Annotated in this window: 18 protein-coding genes; 12 read left to right on the top strand and 6 right to left on the bottom strand. The window is 44.4% G+C overall.

The window, feature by feature from the left end; all coding sequences use genetic code 11:
- The first annotated feature begins 91 nt into the window (after window positions 1-91).
- The 3 genes from ACNAZ4_RS08430 (at window position 92) to ACNAZ4_RS08420 (ending at window position 5,680) form a co-directional block, all read left to right on the top strand.
- Window positions 92-3,175 (top strand): efflux RND transporter permease subunit, encoded by a 3,084-nt coding sequence (locus ACNAZ4_RS08430; RefSeq protein WP_415813795.1) that lies wholly within the window; start codon window positions 92-94, stop codon window positions 3,173-3,175.
- Window positions 3,176-3,902: 727 nt separating this feature from the next.
- Window positions 3,903-5,078: an Alp7A family actin-like protein gene (locus ACNAZ4_RS08425; protein WP_415813794.1), complete on the top strand. Its 1,176-nt coding sequence runs from the start codon at window positions 3,903-3,905 to the stop codon at window positions 5,076-5,078.
- Between the two features lie 14 nt (window positions 5,079-5,092).
- Window positions 5,093-5,680 carry a hypothetical protein gene (locus ACNAZ4_RS08420; protein WP_415813793.1) on the top strand — a complete coding sequence of 196 codons (588 nt, stop codon included), beginning with the start codon at window positions 5,093-5,095 and terminating at the stop codon, window positions 5,678-5,680.
- 43 nt (window positions 5,681-5,723) lie between these two features.
- Here ACNAZ4_RS08420 and pepF read toward each other — a convergent pair whose 3' ends face one another.
- Window positions 5,724-7,541, bottom strand: a complete 1,818-nt coding sequence (pepF, locus tag ACNAZ4_RS08415; RefSeq protein WP_415813792.1) for an oligoendopeptidase F — start codon at window positions 7,539-7,541, stop codon at window positions 5,724-5,726.
- A gap of 178 nt (window positions 7,542-7,719) precedes the next feature.
- Between pepF and ACNAZ4_RS08410 the strand changes: the two genes are divergently transcribed.
- Complete coding sequence (locus tag ACNAZ4_RS08410) at window positions 7,720-9,345, top strand: ATP-binding protein (RefSeq protein WP_415813790.1); 1,626 nt, start codon at window positions 7,720-7,722, stop codon at window positions 9,343-9,345.
- A gap of 60 nt (window positions 9,346-9,405) precedes the next feature.
- Here ACNAZ4_RS08410 and ACNAZ4_RS08405 read toward each other — a convergent pair whose 3' ends face one another.
- The gene (locus ACNAZ4_RS08405; protein WP_415813788.1) at window positions 9,406-10,578 is read right to left on the bottom strand and encodes an MFS transporter; all 1,173 of its coding nucleotides are present in this window, start codon (window positions 10,576-10,578) and stop codon (window positions 9,406-9,408) included.
- Window positions 10,579-10,776: 198 nt separating this feature from the next.
- Between ACNAZ4_RS08405 and ACNAZ4_RS08400 the strand changes: the two genes are divergently transcribed.
- The 7 genes from ACNAZ4_RS08400 to ACNAZ4_RS08370 all read left to right on the top strand — a co-directional run bounded on the left by ACNAZ4_RS08400 (window position 10,777) and on the right by ACNAZ4_RS08370 (window position 15,435).
- Window positions 10,777-11,235: a DUF2243 domain-containing protein gene (locus ACNAZ4_RS08400; RefSeq protein ID WP_415813787.1), complete on the top strand. Its 459-nt coding sequence runs from the start codon at window positions 10,777-10,779 to the stop codon at window positions 11,233-11,235.
- Between the two features lie 3 nt (window positions 11,236-11,238).
- Complete coding sequence (locus tag ACNAZ4_RS08395) at window positions 11,239-11,688, top strand: hypothetical protein (protein ID WP_415813785.1); 450 nt, start codon at window positions 11,239-11,241, stop codon at window positions 11,686-11,688.
- Between the two features lie 75 nt (window positions 11,689-11,763).
- Window positions 11,764-12,891, top strand: coding sequence for an NAD(P)/FAD-dependent oxidoreductase (locus ACNAZ4_RS08390; RefSeq protein ID WP_415813783.1), 1,128 nt, complete (start codon window positions 11,764-11,766; stop codon window positions 12,889-12,891).
- Between the two features lie 195 nt (window positions 12,892-13,086).
- A complete protein-coding gene (gene ypfJ / locus ACNAZ4_RS08385; protein ID WP_415813782.1) occupies window positions 13,087-13,935 on the top strand; it encodes a KPN_02809 family neutral zinc metallopeptidase in 849 nt (282 codons plus the stop codon).
- A gap of 94 nt (window positions 13,936-14,029) precedes the next feature.
- Complete coding sequence (locus ACNAZ4_RS08380; RefSeq protein ID WP_415813781.1) at window positions 14,030-14,527, top strand: cupin domain-containing protein; 498 nt, start codon at window positions 14,030-14,032, stop codon at window positions 14,525-14,527.
- 163 nt (window positions 14,528-14,690) lie between these two features.
- Complete coding sequence (locus ACNAZ4_RS08375) at window positions 14,691-15,038, top strand: DsrE/DsrF/DrsH-like family protein (protein WP_415813780.1); 348 nt, start codon at window positions 14,691-14,693, stop codon at window positions 15,036-15,038.
- 16 nt (window positions 15,039-15,054) lie between these two features.
- A complete protein-coding gene (locus ACNAZ4_RS08370; protein ID WP_415813779.1) occupies window positions 15,055-15,435 on the top strand; it encodes a peroxiredoxin family protein in 381 nt (126 codons plus the stop codon).
- A 158-nt stretch (window positions 15,436-15,593) separates the two neighbouring features.
- Here ACNAZ4_RS08370 and ACNAZ4_RS08365 read toward each other — a convergent pair whose 3' ends face one another.
- The gene (locus tag ACNAZ4_RS08365) at window positions 15,594-16,850 is read right to left on the bottom strand and encodes a GGDEF domain-containing protein (RefSeq protein ID WP_415813778.1); all 1,257 of its coding nucleotides are present in this window, start codon (window positions 16,848-16,850) and stop codon (window positions 15,594-15,596) included.
- Window positions 16,851-17,106: 256 nt separating this feature from the next.
- Here ACNAZ4_RS08365 and ACNAZ4_RS08360 point away from each other — a divergent pair, with 256 nt between their 5' ends.
- Window positions 17,107-17,982 carry an SGNH/GDSL hydrolase family protein gene (locus ACNAZ4_RS08360; protein ID WP_415813777.1) on the top strand — a complete coding sequence of 292 codons (876 nt, stop codon included), beginning with the start codon at window positions 17,107-17,109 and terminating at the stop codon, window positions 17,980-17,982.
- A 154-nt stretch (window positions 17,983-18,136) separates the two neighbouring features.
- Here ACNAZ4_RS08360 and ACNAZ4_RS08355 read toward each other — a convergent pair whose 3' ends face one another.
- From ACNAZ4_RS08355 to ACNAZ4_RS08345, 3 genes are read right to left on the bottom strand one after another with little or no spacing between them, the layout of a single operon-like run.
- Entirely contained in the window at window positions 18,137-18,514 is a 378-nt protein-coding gene (locus ACNAZ4_RS08355) for a VOC family protein (protein ID WP_415813775.1), read from the bottom strand.
- A gap of 10 nt (window positions 18,515-18,524) precedes the next feature.
- Window positions 18,525-19,346, bottom strand: coding sequence for an alpha/beta fold hydrolase (locus ACNAZ4_RS08350; protein WP_415813773.1), 822 nt, complete (start codon window positions 19,344-19,346; stop codon window positions 18,525-18,527).
- 35 nt (window positions 19,347-19,381) lie between these two features.
- Window positions 19,382-20,443 (bottom strand): alpha/beta hydrolase, encoded by a 1,062-nt coding sequence (locus tag ACNAZ4_RS08345; protein ID WP_415813771.1) that lies wholly within the window; start codon window positions 20,441-20,443, stop codon window positions 19,382-19,384.
- Between the last annotated feature and the right edge of the window lie 90 nt (window positions 20,444-20,533).

Genomic DNA, 20,533 nt, shown 5'->3' with positions numbered 1-20,533 from the left:
GTCTTTTATTGTACGTATAGAATTGACAAATGACCGGTCAGTCATTACCATTATTAATGTGTATAAATGATTAGTTAAGGTAGGTGCAATAGTGAAAAATCTGGTCAATTTTGTGCTTGGGAATAAACTGGCGGTTTGGCTGCTTACAATCATCATCACGGTATCAGGAATTTATTCAGGTACCCGGATGAACATGGAGACGATCCCGAATATCTCCATACCGTATTTAATGGTCATGGATGTCTATCCCGGAGCTACTCCTGAGAAAGTAATGAACGATGTGTCCATCCCGATTGAAAAAGCGGTGGAAGGACTGGAAGATGTAAAATACGTCTATTCCAATTCATACTCCAACATGTCCAGTATCCAGGTTGAGTATGAATACGGTATTGATATGGATGAGGCAAAGCGTGCATTGCAATCCGCGCTAGACACGGTCAAGCTGCCTGAAGGATCCCAGGAACCGACCGTCACAGCGATCAGCATGAACATGATGCCGATTGCGGCACTGAGTGTCAGCAGTACGAAAGAAGATATTGTGGAGCTGACATCGACAGTCGAGGATATCCTGCTTCCGAAAATCGATAAAATCGACGGAGTCGCTTCCGTAACGATAACTGGGCAGCATATTGAAGAAGTAAATCTTGCGTATGATGAAGCAAAAATGACTCAATTCGGCTTGACTGAAGACAAAGTGAAGGAAATGATCCAGGCAAGCAATCTGGGCGTATCCCTAGGGCTTTTTGAATTTGAGGAAGGCGAGCAGGCCGTTGCTGTTGATGGCAAGTTCACTACTGCCGAGCAACTGAGGAACATGATGATTCCGGTGACTCCAACAGAAGCAACTCCATCACCTTTTGTAAAGCTTAGTGATATTGCTGAAATTGAGCTGGTTGGCAAGGTGCAATCCATTTCCCGTACAAACGGCAAAGATGCGATCGCCCTCCAGATCGTCAAGGAACAGCAAGCGAACACGGTTGATGTTGTGAATGCTGTTAAAGATTTAATCAAAGAAGAACAGGATAAAATAGATGGCTTGACCATCGACGTATCATTGGATCAGGGTAAGCCAATTGAAGAATCTGTAACAACGATGATTGAAAAAGCTTTATTTGGCGGATTGATTGCGGTACTGGTTATTCTGCTATTTTTACGAGATTTCAAGTCTACGATTATATCAATTGTATCGATTCCAGTTTCGATTTTCATGGCGTTGCTGCTTTTGAACTGGATGGGAATCACACTTAATATCATGACACTTGGTGCGATTACTGTTGCCATTGGGCGGGTGATAGATGACTCGATCGTCGTGGTGGAGAATATATATCGGCGACTTCATTTGAAGGAAGAAAGATTAACAGGGCGTGCGCTTGTACGTGAAGCAACAATTGAAATGTTCAAGCCGATTTTGTCATCTACACTTGTGACGGTAGCAGTTTTTGCACCATTGATTTTTGTAGGCGGCATGGTAGGAGAATTGTTTGCTCCGTTTGCGCTGACGATGACTTTTGCACTTGGGGCTTCGTTGATCGTAGCGATTACCATCGTGCCTGCGCTATCACACTTCCTGTTCAAAAAGAAGTTATATGGTGAAAAAACAGAAGGCAGCCACAAGGAAGGCGGTAAACTGGCAAACTGGTATAAAGGCGTCTTGAACAAGTCGCTTAACCATAAAATCATCACTTCCGTTATTGCTGTTTTGCTTTTAGCTGGAAGTCTGGCGCTGACACCGATTATCGGCTTCAGTTTCATGGGCAGCGAGGAAGACAAGGTTATGTACCTTACTTATACACCTACAGCAGGCGAGCTTAAGGAAGAAACAATTGAGAATGTCGCTGAAGTCGAAGAAAAAATGCTCAAACGTGATGATATTGACATCGTTCAAGTATCGATTAGCGATGAAGCTGACCAGATGTCCGCAATGATGGGCGGGGGATCAGGCGGAGGCTTGATGTACCTGATTTTTGACCCTGATATGGAGAATTTCCAAGAAGTCAGGAAAGAAATTGAAGAGTATGTATTCAATATTGGACAAAGCGGCGAGTGGAAAAGCCAGAATTTCGGCGGCATGTCGATGCCGGAGAATGAAATCAGCTATACTTTCTACAGTGAGGATCTAGGCAAGCTGACGAAGGCTGTTAGAATGGCTGAGGACGAGATGAAGGGTATTAAAGGCTTAGAAGATGTTAGTTCCAGTGCAGAGGAAGCCTACGTGGAATACACCTTCAAGGTCGAACAGGACGAATTGCTGCAATATGGCTTAACAGCAGGGCAAATCGTCATGATGTTGAATCCGAACAAAACGAAGGATGTTTTGACGACGATTGAAAAAGATGGGGAATCACTTGATGTCATCGTCCAGCAGGAGCAGGAAAAGCAGCCAAAGTCGGTTGATGATATCCTTGATACAGAAGTATCTACAGCCATGGGAACAACGATGCCTTTGTCTGAACTGGTAACAGTTGAAAAAGGTACAACGATGAATACACTTGCCCGGAGCAAGGGCCAGTACTATGCATCCGTATCAGGAACGGTTACAGATGACGATATCTCGAAAGCGTCTGCTAAAACTCAAAAGGCAATTGATGCTATAGATATGCCTAAGGGTGTAGAAGTTGGTGTTGCTGGTGTACAGGCGGACATGACTGAAACATTCACACAGCTTGGAGCTGCGATGCTGGCCGCTATCGCAATCGTTTACTTCATCCTGGTTGTTACCTTCCGTGAAGGTGTAGCACCATTTGCGATACTCTTCTCGCTTCCATTTGCAGTTATCGGCTCGTTTGTTGGCTTGCTTATTGGTGGCGAAACGATTTCCGTGTCGGTGATGATGGGTCTGTTGATGCTGATTGGTATTGTTGTTACGAATGCAATCGTGCTTGTAGACCGGATCATCCACATGGAACGTGATGGATTGACGATGCGTGAAGCCGTCCTTGAAGCAGGAGCAACACGTTTACGACCAATTCTTATGACTGCAATTGCGACTGTCGGTGCCCTAATTCCATTAGCCATGGGCTCAGGAGGCGGAGGCTTGATCTCAAAAGGCCTTGCCATTACGGTAATTGGCGGTTTAACAAGTTCAACACTGTTAACACTGATTGTTGTGCCGATTGTTTACGAAGTTTTATCGAAAATATTCAAGAAGAACCGTCGGGAAATAAGAGAAGATTAATAATCAGCCCCTGTGGATGACCAGTCGTCCACACGGGCTCTTTTAATGCCTTTTTTTGTGTCCTGCAACGCCAAGCATTCCTGGTAGAATTAGTAGTTGCTGTCTTTTCTTCCTCTTTCACCGTGTTTCGACAATTCTCAGCTTTTTTTGTTCTTCTTTTCAAGCAGGGGAGGGGGGCTTCATATTACTCACTTTACATAGTTAACCCAATTTGAAAGATCGTTACTGTTATACATGCTTATTTCATGAAATGGATATTGATTTCTTTGAGCTTTGTCCATGTTCGTTTTTCCAACTACTCTCTTACCTTTAACTTCTTAACAATTTAATTTATTTATATATCTCAAATCTATTTAATACTCCCTCCTTAAAAATGAATTCTTTTCATCGGCAGGACAGGGGAGGGGGCTCTTATAGCTCTATTGATAGGTAAAATAAGGTAAAAATCTTAATGTATACAAAAATGTAGACATGTATACGATTTGTAAACAACCCGTGTACAATTACGTTTACATGTATACAATTACGTACACATGTTGATATATAAAGATGTATACAGGTTTGTATTCATTGTGTACAATTATGTATACAAACAGCGCGAGGTTTACATCGTGTTTACTTGTTTACAATTACATTTCTTTTTGCCTGTAAATCTTGCAGTATCTATTATTTCCCTTTACCTTTAGAATAGTAGGAAAGTATACATAAATGAAAAGGAATGATATGAATGACGAAATCAAGAATTGCAGCAGTTGATGTTGGGAACGATTCTATAAAAGCTATTTTCGGAGAATTTGATAACGAACTGAATATCCCTAATATCGTGGCAAGGGACACTGAAGACCGCCCTGTAATCGGTATTGAGGAACTTGATGCGAAGGACCCTCTTGATGGAATCCATATTCGTGTCCACTCCCCTGCCCTGAAAGAAAATAACGCAATCTATCGCGTCGGTAACCTGGCAACTAAAAGCGATAATGCTACAGAACTAGATCCTGGCAGCAGCAAGTCAGAAGAGGACCAGACATTGATCATGCTTTTCGCTACTCTTGCATTGGATGCAGTCAATGAAGACAATGCCAAGCTTTTCACGAAAAACAAAAATGTCATTGATGCGAATTATACGCTTGGTACTGGCCTTCCGCTTCGTGAAGTGAAGGAAGGGAAAGATGCTGGCTATCGTTCCAAGCTGGTTGGATCCGTTCACCAGGTAGAATTCCTTGTGACTCCTAAATACCAGGGACTGAAAGTGAACATCAAATTCGATGAAGTGAAGGTTTATCCTGAAGGCTTCGCGGCTTATATCAATCTAGTTATGGATAACAGCCTGAAAATCATCAACAAGGATTTAATTGATAGAAGAATTCTCATCCAGGATATCGGTGGGTTATCTACAGATATCGCTGTCATCAAGAACCGCAATGTCGATGATGACAAGGCACAGGGCTTCAACCTTGGTGTGTCTGAAGCGCTCGAACAAATCAGGGAAGAAATCCGCAGCAAGCATGGCGTCGAGTTGGACAGCCGCACGGACGTTGTAGAGATCATCACGCGCAAGAATGATCGCAACCATATCATGGTCAAGGGAAGCCGTACTAGCGTCCATGACATCACGGACCGTATCCTTCTTGAACTGGCCAAAAAGCAATACCGCCTGCTTCGCAATGTGTGGGCAAAGAATTCCCAGACAGAAATCTGCTACTTTGTCGGCGGAGGCGCAACAGTCTTAAAAGAATATATCAAAACATTGAACAATAATCTCGATGGCTATAACATCGAATTTTTCGAGGATGAAAAAGAAAGCATCTGGATGATGGCGAACGCTTATTATAAGCTCATCATGGATTATGTGAAGAAATCAGAGAAGAGCAGCAAAGCCGCTTCTGAACCTGTTAAAAGCTAAAATAAGGTGATCCTATGAAAAAAACCAACCCAAATGAGATTAAGAGAGGACAAGCATTGTCATTTCGTGTGCCCTCTGATACACCAGACCATATCTTAAGACATCTTCAGAACCTGAAGGAAACAGAGCGAAGGAATTTCTCGAGCAAGATTGCTGAATTTGTCGTCAAAGGTGTGGGGAATTCCTATTCAAGGGAACGCGAAACGATTACAATCCCCCTCCCTCGGAGTCTCAGCAAATCGCAGCGGGATTGGATCAAGCATGAGCATTCTGAAGCCTTGCTGGGCAATATCGTCTATCATCTTTTGACGGATCCGTTGCGGGCAACCGCACTGCTGGCCTCATTGAACAGCAAGTCAACTGAAATCGATGAAGCCCTTTACCTGCAGGAAGAGGATATGAACATGCAAACGGTAATTTCGGAAGAGGAATCACCGGTAAGGCAGGAAACTGCCTCGAGTGCTGAAATCGAAGAAATTGACGATGATTTGGATTCGTTTGAATGGGAGTCAGTCCAAGAAACGGAAACACCTGATCAGGAAGAGACAGAAGAAGATCTGGACGACCTGCTGGGTGATTTCCTTTCCAAAATGAATAAGTGAGCATGAAGAAACCCCATGGACCTCCATGGGGTTTCTTAGATATTTATTGATACGATGCCTCCAGCTGGTCAATCAGTGATCCAACATAACCGACAGCCTTACGTACCGGTTCTGGTGTCGACATATCGAGTCCGGCATGCTTCAGCAATTCAAGCGGCTTCATGGTTCCGCCTGCGCGGAGCACCTCAAGCCAGCGGTCAACAGCCGGCTGCCCTTCCTCCTGGATCAACTGCGAAACGGCGGTCGATGCAGTCAAGCCTGCAGAATAGGTGTAAGGATACAAGCCCATATAGTAATGTGGCTGGCGCATCCATGTGAGACCTGCTCCTTCATCGATTTCGACTGTATCGCCCCAGAAACCGGTGAGGACCTCTGTTTTCAATTCAGTAAGGGTTTTAGCAGTCAGTGCCTTGCCTGCTTCTGCATGAGCATATACACGGCGCTGGAACTCAGCCTCCAGCAGATGGGTCACGAAGTTATGATAATAAGTTCCCAGCAGCTGCAGGACGACCCAGCGAATCATCTGCGGGTTATCCTTATTTTGGTCAAGAAGATATTGGGCCAAAAGCATTTCATTCATCGTGGATGGTGCTTCAATGAAATACATGGATGGACGCACGTTCATTATACGCTGATTTTCATTGGCCAGGTGAAAATGGCCCGCATGGCCGAATTCATGTGCCAGCGTGAAACAGCCGCGCATATTGTCCGCCCAGGTGATGAGGATATATGGGTGAGACCCATAAGGGCTCGAGCAAAATGCACCTGTAGACTTTCCTACATTATCGGCAAGGTCTACCCATCTGTCTTCAAAGCCTTTCTCAACCATTGCTGTATAATCCGGTCCCATTACCTTCAATGAATCGGTAATCAGCTGTCGTGCCTCATCATATGTGATTTGAGGGTCAAAATCCGGATCAAATGGAGCCTTCAAGTCACAGAACATCATTTTATCCAGGCCCAGCACCTTCTTCTTTAACTGGGCAAACCGGCGCATATGCGGAGCCAATTCCTTGTAGATGATGTCGATTTGGTTATTGTACATTTCCTTTGTTACCTGCTGTGGCTCCAAAAGCATATCGGTAACAGAGTCATAGTTCCTCAGCTTTGCCAGAGTCACCTGTTTTTTCACCTCAGTGGCATAGGTGGCAGCGATGGTATTTTTATATTGTTTAAGGGTTGAAACAAATGAATCATAGGCTTTTCTGCGGACATAAGTATCCGGTGAGAATTCATAGCGGCTCTCGAACAGCGCAAATGAAACTGGTAATTCGTTGTCTTCTTCGTCCCGGATTGGTGAAAACTCCATATCCGCTAGTTTGGCCATATTGTATATGTTATAAGGTGCTGAATGGACTTCCCCTAATGCGGCAAGGACTTGCTCTGTTTCAGGCGATAATTTATGCTTTTTCGTTTCCAGAAGCTCCATGATAGTCTTTTTGAAAGGCTGGAGTCCTTCCTCTGCCTCGATGAATTCATCTGCTTTGCCTTCATCGAACTCAAGGATTTCGGATGAAATAAAGGATAGTGCAGCCATCGCTTTAGTACCAACTGCGCCGACCCGTGCTGAATTAGCCTGGTTCACTGGGTCAGTACCGTCAGCGGATTGCTTCAGGCTTGCATATGTACGAACCTTGACCAATTTCTTTGTTAACTCTTCCTGGGCAGTAAGGCATTCCAGTAAAGCTTTCGGCCCTGTATGTAAGGTTCCTCTGAAGTCGTCGAATTTTTTTACATCGGCCCCGATCTCCTTCAGTTCATCCTCCCACTCTTGATCGGAAGGGTATAGATCATTAAGGTCCCAGGTCAGTGATTCGTGAACTTCTGAGCGGGCAAGACGTTTTTCAACAGTTTTTTTCATGTTTATCTCCTCCTTTATCCTTTCATATTACTACGAATCCCGAAATAATTTAAGTTATAATTTAACTATTTTAAAAATTTAAACATAATTACAACTATTTGCATTGAATTTTATGGAAAAGGTGTAATCTCTGGTTTATGATAATTAATAAATTCAGAAATATATAGGTGGGAGCCAGTTGATTTTAATAGATTACATAATTAATCTCTCAATGCTTTCTTTAATGGTCAGTACTCCTTTAGTCATTCGCTCTTACCTGAATCATAAGCCAATCAAGCAATTGTGGCTCTGGGTAGGATTATACGGGGGTGTTGTTTCCACTGTACTTGTAATGTTATCTTTCCAGGATCAAGGTTACTCATATGATATTCGGTATTCCATCATCATTTTGGTTTTCGCTTATCTCGGACCAGGTGCAGGCATGATTACCGGCAGTATTGCATTGGCGTCAAGGTTAATGGAATCTGAAAACTGGTTTCCTGCGATAATTGGCTGGTTTGTGGTGATGACCATTTTGTTCGTTGCTCACAAATTTACTATGCATTGGAAACCAGCCAGAAGAGTTATGGTTTTGCTGTGTTCTTATATAGTCACATATATTATTACTGTACCAATAATTTTAAACGTCATTAGAGACAATCCAGTTTTCCATCTTCAATACTTATTGTTTGTTTCAATAGGAGTACTTACTGGTGGAGTATTGATCGAGTCATATGAAAAGTTATACAGAATTATTAAGGAACGAAAGAGGATGGAGCAGACACTGGAGGAAAGTGAATCAAAATACCGCCTCATAGCCGAGAATACATCAGATCTCATCATGGTAATGGATAAAGAGCATGCCATAACTTATTTTTCACCCTCTCATGAGATGATATTGGGATTCAGGGTTGCAGAGCTTGAAAAAACGGAGATTTGTAAGTTAATTCATCCAGAGGATGTTGTGAATTTCCGAGGAACTATCACACAGCTTATGGAAAATAAAGAATCAATGCCATTAGAGTTTCGTTTTCAAGATAAAGATGGAAAATGGATGGATTTTGAGTCCCGCTGGATGCCGGTAATGAGTGATGAGCAGGTGATTGAGCACATTGTTATAATAAGCCGGGACATTTCTGAGCGCAAAAAAGCAGAAGAGATTCTTTTGCAATCTGAAAAGCTATCGATTGTTGGGGAACTGGCTGCAGGGGTAGCACATGAAATTCGGAACCCTCTTACTACAATTAAGGGTTTTATTCAGCTATATGGAAAAGAAGATAAGTTGAATGAAATAAACAACTTGCTTTTAAGTGAACTAGAGAGAATTGAAACGATCACAAGTGAAATGCTTTCTTTAGGGAAACCGCAGGCTATTCAGCTCAACCGGGCCAATTTATGTGATTTGATCGATCATACAGTCGAATTCTTATCCCCGCAAGCCAATATGAAAAATATACAATTCAGCCGCAGTTATCTGGGCACTGATTTCTTCATAACATGTGAGAAAAACCAGATTAAGCAAGTGTTCCTGAATATTTTCAAGAATGCTATGGAGGCTATGCCCAAGGGTGGAAATATTGATATAAAACTTCAAAAAGGGATAAATGATGATTGTATCATTTCTATTCAAGATGAAGGTTGCGGCATTCCAGAAGAATTGATTCCGCGCTTAGGGGAGCCATTTTATACATTGAAAGAAAAAGGGACCGGACTCGGGTTGATGATTTGCCATAAAATCATTAAACAACACAGTGGGTCGATTTTCTATCATAGTAAGCTCAATCAAGGAACTTTAGTAGAAATAGAATTGCCCTTAACAAATTAAGCAGGTAGAACAACTGTATACAACAGGAGGATGGTAACTATGCCATCCTCCTGTTTGTCATTATTGGTCTAACGAATGGGAAGTTCTTGTTCGGGCTTGATAGATTTGATATAAAATCAGGGCAATTATTGATAAAACGATCCCTGAAATATACGGCAACCCAATGGCAACTGAGAACAGCCATCCGCCTAATGGCGGCCCGATGATTCTGCCGAGGGAGTCGAAGGATGAGAGCAGCCCGGTTGTTCCGCCATGGCCGGTTGTTGACTTCTTTGTCAGTAAGGAGGAAACACTAGGCCGGATCAATCCGTTACCGATTCCGAAAATGGTCAGGAATAATGCGGCAGTGCCAAAACCTTCAGTCAGGAGGATCAAGCCAAAGCCAATGGCAGAAATGACAATGCCGAGCTGAATGACCTTTCCTTCGCCTATTGTCTTCGTCAACCTGCCGACTAATCCGCCTTGCACAACTGCACCGGCAAGTCCCATGATCATGAAAATATAGCCCAATTCAACTGAACCAAGTCCAGCTCTTTCCGCCGCGAAGTAGGCGAAGGTCGCCTCAAGTCCAGATAATGAAAGAGATACGAATAGCTGGAGCAAAAACAACATGGACAGAGGTCCAGTGAAGGCTTTCAATAATGAAGTGCGCTCCCGTTCCTCGCTATTGCGCTGATCCGCTGAAAGGGACTCTTTCAATACAAAGGTGACAAATAAGAACGTGATGAGTGAAGTGGCACCAGCAATGTAAAATGGTGTGCTCAGGCTTGCTTTGGAAAACACACCGCCGATCGCAGGACCAAAGATGAAGCCCAGTCCAACAGCAGCTCCGATGATTCCCATCCCTTTTCCGCGATCCTCTTCAGAGGTGATGTCCGCGACATAGGCCATGACCGTCGGCATATTGGCTGATGACAGGAACCCGCCGATAATCCGTGCTGCGAACAGCATCCACAGCTGGGTTGAAATGGCCATCAGGAAAAAGGATAAAGACAATCCAAGAATACCGATCATGATGACCGGCTTCCTGCCAATCCGGTCTGAAATGCGGCCCCACATTGGCGCGAATATAAACTGCATCAAGGAGTATACGGCCATCAACAATCCGAGTTGTGTCGGCGTCGCCCCGATTTCCTCAGCGTAGAAAGGGATGACCGGGATGATGATGCCGAATCCAACCATCACAAGAAACATGACTAAAAATAAAATAGGCAGAGCCTTTTTTGTATTCATTAGCGTATTCACTCCATTATTTTAACGATAACTTTTGGCGATAATGAAAATTATATCAGAAACCGTGGGGGTATTGCGAAAACATAGTCCCAAAAACTTTTTTATCATGAAAACCTTTTTATCTTGATAAAGGTTAGTTGCCCGTCGGTTTGGATATATAAATCAAAAGTTGAAATATACCCCGAAAGGAGTTTTACAATGAGCCCAAATACGAAAAAGAATTTCCTGGGAATCGGCAGTTTTATTCTTGGCTTTGGATTTATGGGGGCGATGGACGGCATTATTTTTCACCAATTGCTCCAGTGGCATAGCGTTATAATGAATACAACAAGGACTGGACAGATAGCAAGTGATGGGATCTTCCATTTTGGCGTGACAGTCGCTCTGGTCATCGGAGGTATTTTTCTATGGCTGGCAGGGAGACCGTCAGAAGTATCACGGGGGATTAGCCGGCTTGTTGGTGGATTTTTAGCTGGAGCAGGCATTTTCAATTTGGTTGAGGGCCTGGTAAATCACCACCTTTTAAAAATCCATCGGGTCAAACCTGGCGATCCTAACGCTTTATTTTATGATATCGCCTTTCTGACGTTAGGGTTGCTGCTGGTAATCATCGGAGAGGCAATTCGAAGAAAACGACCAAGGGTTAATGAGGTATAAATCATGTACAGAACGCTTAGTTTTATTGTCATTTTCTCTTTTGTCTCAGTGCTGCTCTACTTTCATAACCAAAATAGCCATTATCAAGCATCAGATCACTTAGAGAGTCATGGGCATGAGTTAATCAACGTACCTGCAGGAGAAAAAACCCCGGGGATCAATGGTAAGGTAATGAAGGACCCATCAGGTTCATGGCTGCTTGCAATAGACACGGAGAATTTCGATTTTGCTCCAGAAAAGGTTGGATCAACAAAGATTACCTTTAACGAAGGACATGCCCATATCTATTTGAATGGAAAAAAGGTCAATCGGTTGTACGGGAAGTATTACAATTTAGGAGAATTGGATAAAGGGACCTATAAACTCAAGGTTACGCTGAATGCGAATAACCACGATTCCTTGGCGATTGACGGAAACGAAATAGCCTTTGTTCACGCCTTTGAGGTGAACTGACTTAAGCCTTTTGAGTCTGTAATGGAATTTCTGTAGAATGGTAAACAGGAAAATTTTACAGAAAAAGGTGTTGTGATGAAAAAATATGTGGTCATCGGAGCAGGGATTCTAGGCGCCTCTACCGCTTATCATTTAGCTAAGGCTGGAAAGAGTGTGACAATCATTGATCGAGGGGAGCCGGGGCAGGCAACAGACGCTGCTGCCGGGATCATCTGTCCGTGGCTGAGCCAGCGGCGGAACAAGGCATGGTATTTCCTGGCGAAAAATGGTGCGGCCTATTATAAATCGCTGATACAACAGCTAGAGATAGATGGTGAACATGAAACCGGATATCAGCAGACAGGGGCTATAAGCCTGCATACCGTTTCGGAAAAATTGCTCAAAATGGAAGAACGAGCGATACAAAGAAAGGAAGAGGCCCCTGAAATAGGCGATATCCAGCAGCTGGATGCGAAGGATACAAGGGAGTTGTTTCCGCCGCTATCCGAGGAATTTTCCTCTGTCCATGTAAGCGGGGCTGCACGAGTGAATGGCCGGCTGCTGCGACAAGCGTTATTATCGTCTGCACGAAAACACGGAGCTTTATGGGTGGAGGGAAATGCAGCGCTTGATTACTCGAGCGGTAAGGTGACAGGGGTAACTGTCGAAGGTACAAGATATGAGGCGGATAAGGTGATCATCACAGCGGGTGCGTGGGCGCCTGAGCTGTTAAGGCCGCTTGGGATGGAGCTGAAAATTACTCCGCAAAAGGCCCAGATCATCCACATGCAGCTTGAAAATTTGGTGACGGGGGACTGGCCCGTTGTGATGCCGCCGAATAATCAGTATATCGTGGCATTCGAGGGCGGAAAAGTGGTGCTTGGCGCTACGCATGAAGACGGTATGGGATTCGACCGGCGGCCGACTCTCGGCGGTATGCATGAAATCATTCATAAAGCCATGGAGGTGGCGCCTGGACTGGCAGATGGAACCTTCATTGAAGCGAAAGTTGGCTTCCGTCCTGTAGCCCCGAACTTCCTCCCGATCATTGGCCAGGTTCCAGGGTTCGAGAATCTCTTCCTGGCAAATGGACTCGGTTCCTCCGGCCTGACAGTCGGACCATATCTAGGTGATCAGCTTGCCAAACTTGCATCTGGAAGAGAACTTGATATCGACCTAGCCTTGTACGATCTATCAGAAGCGATCGACATTGATATTTCCTAGGCAATGAACAGAGAGCAGAACACTTTTGGGTGTTCTGCTTTTATTTTTTTTCAGAAGGTGCCCACGGTAAAAATCGCTGCTGAAAAAAATATTAATGGAAAGGCAAATAAATCGCTACATAGCGGGTATAACACTAAGGAAATCAATAAGTATGTCCAATCAGTGTTTATTATAAAGCAGGGAGGAACCATCAAGATGCAATGGAAAGGCAGAAGAGCGAGCAGCAATGTAGAAGATAGAAGAGGAATGGGCGGCGGAGGCATGCTGATGGGCGGCGGCCTTGGCGGGATCATCCTATTGGTCGTCATGACCTTCCTCGGAGGGGGCGATATGGGTGATGTCCTTAACAATATGACGAACAGTGGGAACCAGTCTCCTGCTCCTTACGAGCAAACAGCAGAGGAAGAGGAACTGTCCCAATTCGTCTCAGTCGTCCTGGCCGATACAGAAGAAGTGTGGTCCAAAGTATTTGCAGAACAGGGCATGGAATATCAGGAGCCGACTCTTGTTCTCTATTCCGGCAGTGTCCAGTCTGCCTGCGGAATGGCCGGTTCACAGGTAGGGCCGTTTTATTGTCCGGGTGACCAGAAGCTGTATATCGACCTGAGCTTCTATGATGAACTCCAGACTAAATTCAAGGCACCTGGTGATTTCGCGATGGCATATGTCATCGCCCATGAGGTCGGACACCATGTGCAAACATTATTAGGAACATCCGATAAACTGAATTCACTCCGCGGCAAACTGAATCAGACGGAATTCAATAAATATCAAGTACGTTTTGAACTGCAGGCCGATTATTTGGCAGGCGTTTGGGCGCATCATGCCCAGGGGATGGGTGTGGTCGAAGAGGGCGATCTTGAGGAAGCACTGAATGCAGCAAGTGCCGTCGGCGATGACACCATCCAGAAACGGTCACAAGGCTATGTCGTTCCGGAAAGCTTCACTCACGGTACATCGGAGCAAAGGAAAAACTGGTTCTACAAAGGCTATAAAGCGGGTAACCTGGAACAGGGAGACACGTTTAAAACACGAGGATTTTAGGTAGAGATAAGAAGAGGCCTTTTTGGCCGAAGCCATCATTGTGGGGGATGGCACTTAACTTTTAACTTTTTAAAAGAAAGGAGCAGATTCCACAATGGAAACACAAATACAATCGTTTTTTGCAAAGGACACAGGTGATATTCCAAACAATCCGACATTGCCGGTCATTGTCTATCAGGGTGCTTTTGATGACAACCTAAGCATCGAGGAACAATTCGAGCAGCATAATTGGACAGGAACCTGGACGGGTAATGTTTACGATTATCACCACTATCATACCAATACCCATGAAGTGCTAGGCGTAAAATCAGGCAGCGCAACATTGCAAATCGGCGGTGACAGCGGAGAGCGGCTCGAGCTGAAAGCTGGGGATGTGCTGGTCCTGCCGGCGGGGACAGGCCACAAGAAAATCGACAGCAGCCAGGATTTTGCCGTCGTTGGCGCCTACCCGAACGGAAGGAAGCCAGATTTGAAAACAGAAGACCCTGGAACAAGGGCACAGGCGCTATCCCAAATCAAGAAGGTACCGGTACCGGAAACAGACCCGGTATATGGAGATTCAGGACCTCTTCTTCATAAATGGGTAAAGTAAGGATATGTGGACAGGCAGCAGTTGGGAATCCTAACCTCTTGCTGTCTGTTTTTTTGTTTCTAAAAATACGGCATTGGGTATATAATAATAGTGCAAACTGTTCATGTTAGACCGCCGTTTGGAGAAAATAACTAGAAGCAGACAAACGAAAGAAGGGTCGCGAATGGCCAATAAGAAATTTGTTTATTTCGTTTCATTAAGCTCCAATGTCCCCTATGTTTTGAAAAAAGCGCTGAAAAAAGCAGCAGAAGAGAATGAAGTATCGATTTTCTTTGATCTGGATGGCGCCAGGGTACTGGATAAACGGTATTTAAAGATTATGGAGAGGACCCACAATATTGATCTGCAAAAAATGATGCAGCAGGCGATGAATCTGGGCATCAGGTTTTATGGATGCCAGATGAATGTCCTGATTGCTGATGGGCTGGAACTTGTTGAAGGAGCAGAACTGTCTGGGGTTGCAACTTTTCTAGAAGCCGCTTACCAGGCGGACGCCGTGTTAAGTTACTGATGGAGGTGAAATGCTGATGGAGAAGAAGAAGGTAGTGGTGATGGCCTTGCATGATGAACTGGAGTCGGCATATCCTCCCCTGAATGTAGCCGTAGGGGCTGCCTCATCAGGCGCGGATGTCATCCTTGCTTTTTCCCGTAAAGGAGTGAACATCCTGGATAAACGGTATGTATCGGTCCCGTCCGAAAACCTGGAATATCTAGCGAACGCAATGAACGACTTTGGCGTATCCTCTGTCCATGAACTTCTCGGTATCGCCGTCGAAATGGGAGCCCATCTGTATGTAGTCGATCTCGATGTGAAAGACGATTTCGAGTTCATCCACCCCGCCGAACAAGTACCGATCAAATGGATCTTAAACGAAGCAGCATCTGCCGATTTGTTCATGCATTTTTGAGGTACAGGAACGAGGCGGACGAACCTGGTTGAAAAGCTGTCAAAAAAAGTTCTGGATTTAGACAGGTTTGAGTGTTGAAGCAGTAAAGCTGTCAAAACCAGCCTCCTTACCTCATTTTAGTCACAAAAAAAGACAGAGATACGAATTCTCTGTCTTTTTTACATGGCATTCACCGGAACCTTCCGGGAATGTTCGTCCTTGACGGTAACTTTGTTTTTGCCGAGCTCCTTTGATTGCAGCAATAGCTGGTCTGCGTAAATATAGCCTTTTTCCATGGAGGTATGCTCGTTTACTTTGAAGTAATACAGCCCAAAGGAAGAGGTGATGGTGACGTTATGTTTCTCGGATTGATAATCGACTTCGACTGAGCTTGTCTCGACTCCGTGACGGATTTTTTCTACGAGGTCGATGGTTTGGCGGAGGGACTTATTCCTCAGGATCATCGTGAACTCTTCTCCGCCGCTGCGGAAGACGTAATCTACCTCTGATAGATAGCTTTTAAGAGTATTGGCAAAATGCTGGATGACCCGGTCTCCTACCGCATGATTGTAAGAGTCATTGATCAGCTTGAATTTATCGATATCGGCTACGACGATGCCGATTGTTTCGCCGGCCTGGTTTAGCTCGGACATTTTTTTATCCATGTAAGCCCGGTTTGGAATCCTGGTCAGGAAGTCTGTATAGGCCATTTGTTCGAACTTGTCCCGTTCGATTTTGTTTTTGATGCTTTGCGACTTCGAATGGAAGGAACGACTCACAAGGTAGTTCAGGATGAACAGTCCGACGACCATCTCCCATTTCTGCTCAGTCAGCAACAGCAGCAGCAGCCCGTTCGTGAACGCTGTTTTGCCAAGATCGAGCCAGTTGTTGCTTTCCCTGAAAAACCTGACAGCCTGCTGGACGTTTTTGATTTCGCCCATAATATAAAAGGCCATCGACAAAAAGGTGTAGGAAATCAATGTGGTGGTCACGGTCAGGATGCACATAAGGATCCAGAAACCGAAGGGTACTTTATCGAAAACCTGGTATCCCCATTGAAACAGAAAATAACCGATGGAGTAAATCAGTGCATGAGCGCCTATATTGTAAAATGTATCCCAGAATTCATCTTCATCAGCGGTTTTTGAACTTTTCCGTGAAAAGTAGACGGTGAACCGTAAGATGGTTTCGAAAATAAACAGTCCAATCGGGCCTGCGAAAATGCCGAAGGATAAACTGTAGCTGATTCCGTAGTCGAATTTCAGGGTCCCGTTCTGCGCGGTAATGCGCAAGTGATTGTAAAGGGTAGAAAATAACCAATAAATGAATAATGCAATAAAGAATACATTTTTATCTAATGTCAAATCACCCAGACCAAAAGCAACGGCAATTGCAGTAAAAAATAATGTAAAATCATATAACCTAGCTTTCAGCATAGGCAAAAATTCCCCTTTCCCAAACTCTACCATCCTAATTTTATCCTAATTGTATTTACAGTTGCAAAGTAATTTTTTGATTTGTGCAAATTTTTGTTCCATTTCATTGTCTGTTGCATATCATAAAGGGCTATAATGGATATATAAACTTCTGGTGTCAGAAAACAACCCTTAAAAAGGGATTTTTTCGCAGTTTGTCGAATAATCTATAGTATATATTCTGAATATTTAATTAATAAATAGAGAGGGGTTTTACATGGAGCTACTATTTGGCAGTATTTTGGTGCTTTTATTGTTTGCTGCGGCAAGTTTATCACTGTACTACCAGCGGAAGAGCAAGTTGAAACACTTGCCTGCCAATAATCCGCAGACTTTTCTGGAAAAAGGCCAGCGCCAGGAAGGCAAAAAGCTTGTTGCTGTGATTGGCGGCGATGCGGTGCATGGAAATATCAGCTACAATTTCGTTGATGATGCAGCCAGGAGGCGGAGCTGCAAGGATTACCAATTCATCAATGCAGGCGTGAATGGAAGCACGGCTTATGATGTCCTGCAGCGACTGGACAGTGTGATTGCCTGCCAGCCGGACTTTATAGTGATCCTTGTCGGCCTGAACGATGCCTCGGCTAAAATTGCCCCAGAGTTTGCCAGGAAAAATATCAAGCTTGCAGAGCAATTAGAAAAGCCGTCATTACTGGTGTACGAAAAGAACCTTGGTCTGATTGTTGCAAGGCTGAAAGCAGAGACCCAGGCAAAAATCGGCCTTTTGTCGTTGCCTGTCGCAGGGGAGAACCTTTTTTCAAAAGCAAATAAGGAAATTGACCAGTACAATGAGGTCATCAAGAAGATCGCGGAAGTGAACAATGTTTCCTACCTCCCGTTCAACGAAAAGTTAAAAGCCTACCTTAAAGGAAAAGGCCAGATAAGGGGACGCTCGCTGAAAAACAGCATGAAGCTGTATGAAAAAGCAGTCACCGACCATTTTGTGTACGGATACAGCCTTGACCGCATATCGGCCCGGAATGGATATCTGCTGCTGACAGACGGCATCCACCTGAACAGCACGGCCGGGATGATGGCCGCTCATCAAATCGAACTATTCCTTAAAAAGAATGAATTGAAAGCAATCCAATGAAAAAGGATCCTGCACATGCGGCAGAATCCTTTTTGGTTTTTTTGTGTGAACCTTAAGACTTCACACTCCAGCCGGATTTTCCGCATACTTGGCTTGAAAGCATCTTCGGAAAAAAATAAGGCCAGTAAGAGCTGATCCATGCCAAAACAACCCTCTATGCAACAACCTCGGAAATAAAGGCGTGGGTATTCTCTTCAGAATCCATAAAAAACACCATCCAGGTTTCTGTATTGCCGATTTTCGCGACAACATGCGGCTCCCCGACGAAGTTCACCCCAGCTGAAAGAAGCTCTTCATACTTTGCCTTGAGATCTCCAACCTGGAAGTAAAGCACGGAACTCGGGTGGGCAAATTGCTCATTTTCCGGGAGAGTTAACAAGAGCCTTACACCGTCACAATCGAAGAATGCCATTGTATCGGTATTGAATAAAAGGGTCAGCCCTAATTTTTCCTGATAAAAAGCAGTGGCTCTTTCAATATTTTTAACAGGGATGCCGATTTGGCCGATTTTTTGAATCTGGTTTGATTGCATGACTTTTCTCCTAATAGTGTTTTTTCAGGAAGGCCCTTATGTCTGTATCAATGTTTTCAAGGTTTTCAGGTGATGGAAAATGGCCCATCTGATAACTTTTAATTTCAAGTTGCTGGCCGAAAAGTCCTTCCGCTTTCTGGAAAATCTTTTTCCCTGGAAAAAATAGATCCTCTGTGCCGGCAATCACAAGCGTTGGAGCAAGGTAATTTTTCAATTCGTCCAAAGTGGTCAGTTTGGGCATTTCCTGCTCGAGAGTCGTGTATTTGAAAATACTGCCGATAATTTCCTCATCGAGTTGGTTCATACTGTTCAGTGACATGGTATTGGCAATCTTCCTGAGGCTGTTCGCAGATCCATTCACCTTGTATGAGAGCATAGGGATCAGGATTTTTCTAATCATTTCCAGCTTGGATCCAAGGCTGATTCCTGCAGGTGCGACAAGAACTGCGCACTCAATTCTTTCAGGTGAAAAGGCAGCAAGCCTGAGGATGATTCCTCCGCCATAAGATGGTCCAATGAATGCACATTTTTCGATATGATAATGGTCCATTATATCCTGTATCCAATGGGCGAAGCTTTCGTCCGCCGCAGAGATTCGGGTTTCATCACTGTAACCGGGATGCCCGACGGTGTCAGGCGCATAAACCGTATATTCATTTAGCAAGCCCCTGAACCACGATAAGGTGACAGGATTGATGCAGTTTCCGCCCTGGAAAATGAATAATGGCTTTCCGTCTGCCTTCCCCAATTTAAGGACATGCGTGCTGCCAAACCTCGTCTTGACGTAATCGCGTCCGATCAGGGAGTCGAACCTGGGCAAGATACTCTTCATATTGGCTTAAAATCTTCTCTTTTCCTGCCAGGCTTTTATAAATGGATTTCATGGATCGGTACCTCAGCTTTGATATGCTTCAATTCTTCAATCAGATGCTGTTCGATCAATGCCGTGTCATCCGGGTGGAAAAGATGGGATGATTTTTCCGTCCAGATGAAACGCTTGCCCGCGGTGGTTTTCATTGTGTTGAAATATTCCTCGACAAGATGGGCATGGACGTGGACATCCTTCCTGCCATGGATGAACGTGACTGGAACCATAGCTTGAGGTATATCTTTTTGCACATTGATTTTCGGGATATTACGGATGAATTCGTCTGTATAAATCAACTTGAATCCACTGTAAAAGGAGTGGAATACATCGGCTAGCCCATAATCATTCGAGGTGAGCATGCCGAGAGACACTTTTGCAAGGCCGGGATGCTTGATGGTGTCATCCTGATACACCATCGAATTGTACTTCATTTGCCATTTCCGCAAAACACCCCATTGTTTATAGCCTTCTGTAAAAGGAGGGTCCCCAACCTCCTCCAGTTCATTCAACGCTTTATAGTCACCGCGCCGCTTGGCTTCTTCTTTTACCCAGCTGAGAGCTGCAGAGTCATTTTCCGTCCAGCTGATGATCTGCGAGATGCCGACATAGGAATGAAATTTTTCAGGATGCTTTTTCAGGAGATACATGCCGATCAACGTGCCGAATGAATGAGCAGCAAGAAAGATTTGTTCCTGGCTGAATGTTTCTCTTAAAAAATCGGTCAATTCCGCTGCATCCGATACAAGCTGATCAAAGGTCATGGATGTTTGCGGTATATCTTTGTGATACGATTTTCCTGTGCCGCGCTGGTCCCAGAACACGACGGTGAAGTGCTTGACCAGCTCTTTCGTGTTGGTAGCGACCGTATAATCCTTCCCCCTTGATGAAACACCAGGAAGGGGCATGGATGGTCCGCCGTGCAAAAATAACAGAACAGGATTCTTCGGTGAGTAGGACTGGATGAGGATGGTCTGTTGGATTCCGCCGATGGTGATCGTCTCGATCCGGTCGATTCCTTCTGCGGGAATATGAAAATCAGGCTTGCGCAAGAAAAAGCCCATACCTTCACCTCTTTCGATAGACTATCAATGTAAATAATTCCGTGGTAAGCTTCCATTTATTACTATATTACTTTAGTACTAGAAAAATAT

This window comes from Mesobacillus thioparans, from assembly GCF_965138835.1.
GTDB classification, from domain to species: domain Bacteria; phylum Bacillota; class Bacilli; order Bacillales; family Cytobacillaceae; genus Mesobacillus; species Mesobacillus thioparans.
Note: the sequence above shows the minus strand (reverse complement) of the source record. Positions and strands in the feature narration are given on the sequence as shown.

Bases quoted from the DNA above. Each gene is read 5' to 3' on its own strand.
- ACNAZ4_RS08425 (WP_415813794.1), top strand. From the start codon at position 3,903: ATGACGAAATCAAGAATTGCAGCAGTTGATGTTGGGAACGATTCTATA.
- ACNAZ4_RS08420 (WP_415813793.1), top strand. From the start codon at position 5,093: ATGAAAAAAACCAACCCAAATGAGATTAAGAGAGGACAAGCATTGTCA.
- pepF (WP_415813792.1), bottom strand. From the start codon at position 7,541: ATGAAAAAAACTGTTGAAAAACGTCTTGCCCGCTCAGAAGTTCACGAA.
- ACNAZ4_RS08405 (WP_415813788.1), bottom strand. From the start codon at position 10,578: ATGAATACAAAAAAGGCTCTGCCTATTTTATTTTTAGTCATGTTTCTT.
- ACNAZ4_RS08400 (WP_415813787.1), top strand. From the start codon at position 10,777: ATGAGCCCAAATACGAAAAAGAATTTCCTGGGAATCGGCAGTTTTATT.
- ACNAZ4_RS08395 (WP_415813785.1), top strand. From the start codon at position 11,239: ATGTACAGAACGCTTAGTTTTATTGTCATTTTCTCTTTTGTCTCAGTG.
- ACNAZ4_RS08390 (WP_415813783.1), top strand. From the start codon at position 11,764: ATGAAAAAATATGTGGTCATCGGAGCAGGGATTCTAGGCGCCTCTACC.
- ypfJ (WP_415813782.1), top strand. From the start codon at position 13,087: ATGCAATGGAAAGGCAGAAGAGCGAGCAGCAATGTAGAAGATAGAAGA.
- ACNAZ4_RS08380 (WP_415813781.1), top strand. From the start codon at position 14,030: ATGGAAACACAAATACAATCGTTTTTTGCAAAGGACACAGGTGATATT.
- ACNAZ4_RS08375 (WP_415813780.1), top strand. From the start codon at position 14,691: ATGGCCAATAAGAAATTTGTTTATTTCGTTTCATTAAGCTCCAATGTC.
- ACNAZ4_RS08370 (WP_415813779.1), top strand. From the start codon at position 15,055: ATGGAGAAGAAGAAGGTAGTGGTGATGGCCTTGCATGATGAACTGGAG.
- ACNAZ4_RS08365 (WP_415813778.1), bottom strand. From the start codon at position 16,850: ATGCTGAAAGCTAGGTTATATGATTTTACATTATTTTTTACTGCAATT.
- ACNAZ4_RS08360 (WP_415813777.1), top strand. From the start codon at position 17,107: ATGGAGCTACTATTTGGCAGTATTTTGGTGCTTTTATTGTTTGCTGCG.
- ACNAZ4_RS08355 (WP_415813775.1), bottom strand. From the start codon at position 18,514: ATGCAATCAAACCAGATTCAAAAAATCGGCCAAATCGGCATCCCTGTT.
- ACNAZ4_RS08350 (WP_415813773.1), bottom strand. From the start codon at position 19,346: ATGAAGAGTATCTTGCCCAGGTTCGACTCCCTGATCGGACGCGATTAC.
- ACNAZ4_RS08345 (WP_415813771.1), bottom strand. From the start codon at position 20,443: ATGGGCTTTTTCTTGCGCAAGCCTGATTTTCATATTCCCGCAGAAGGA.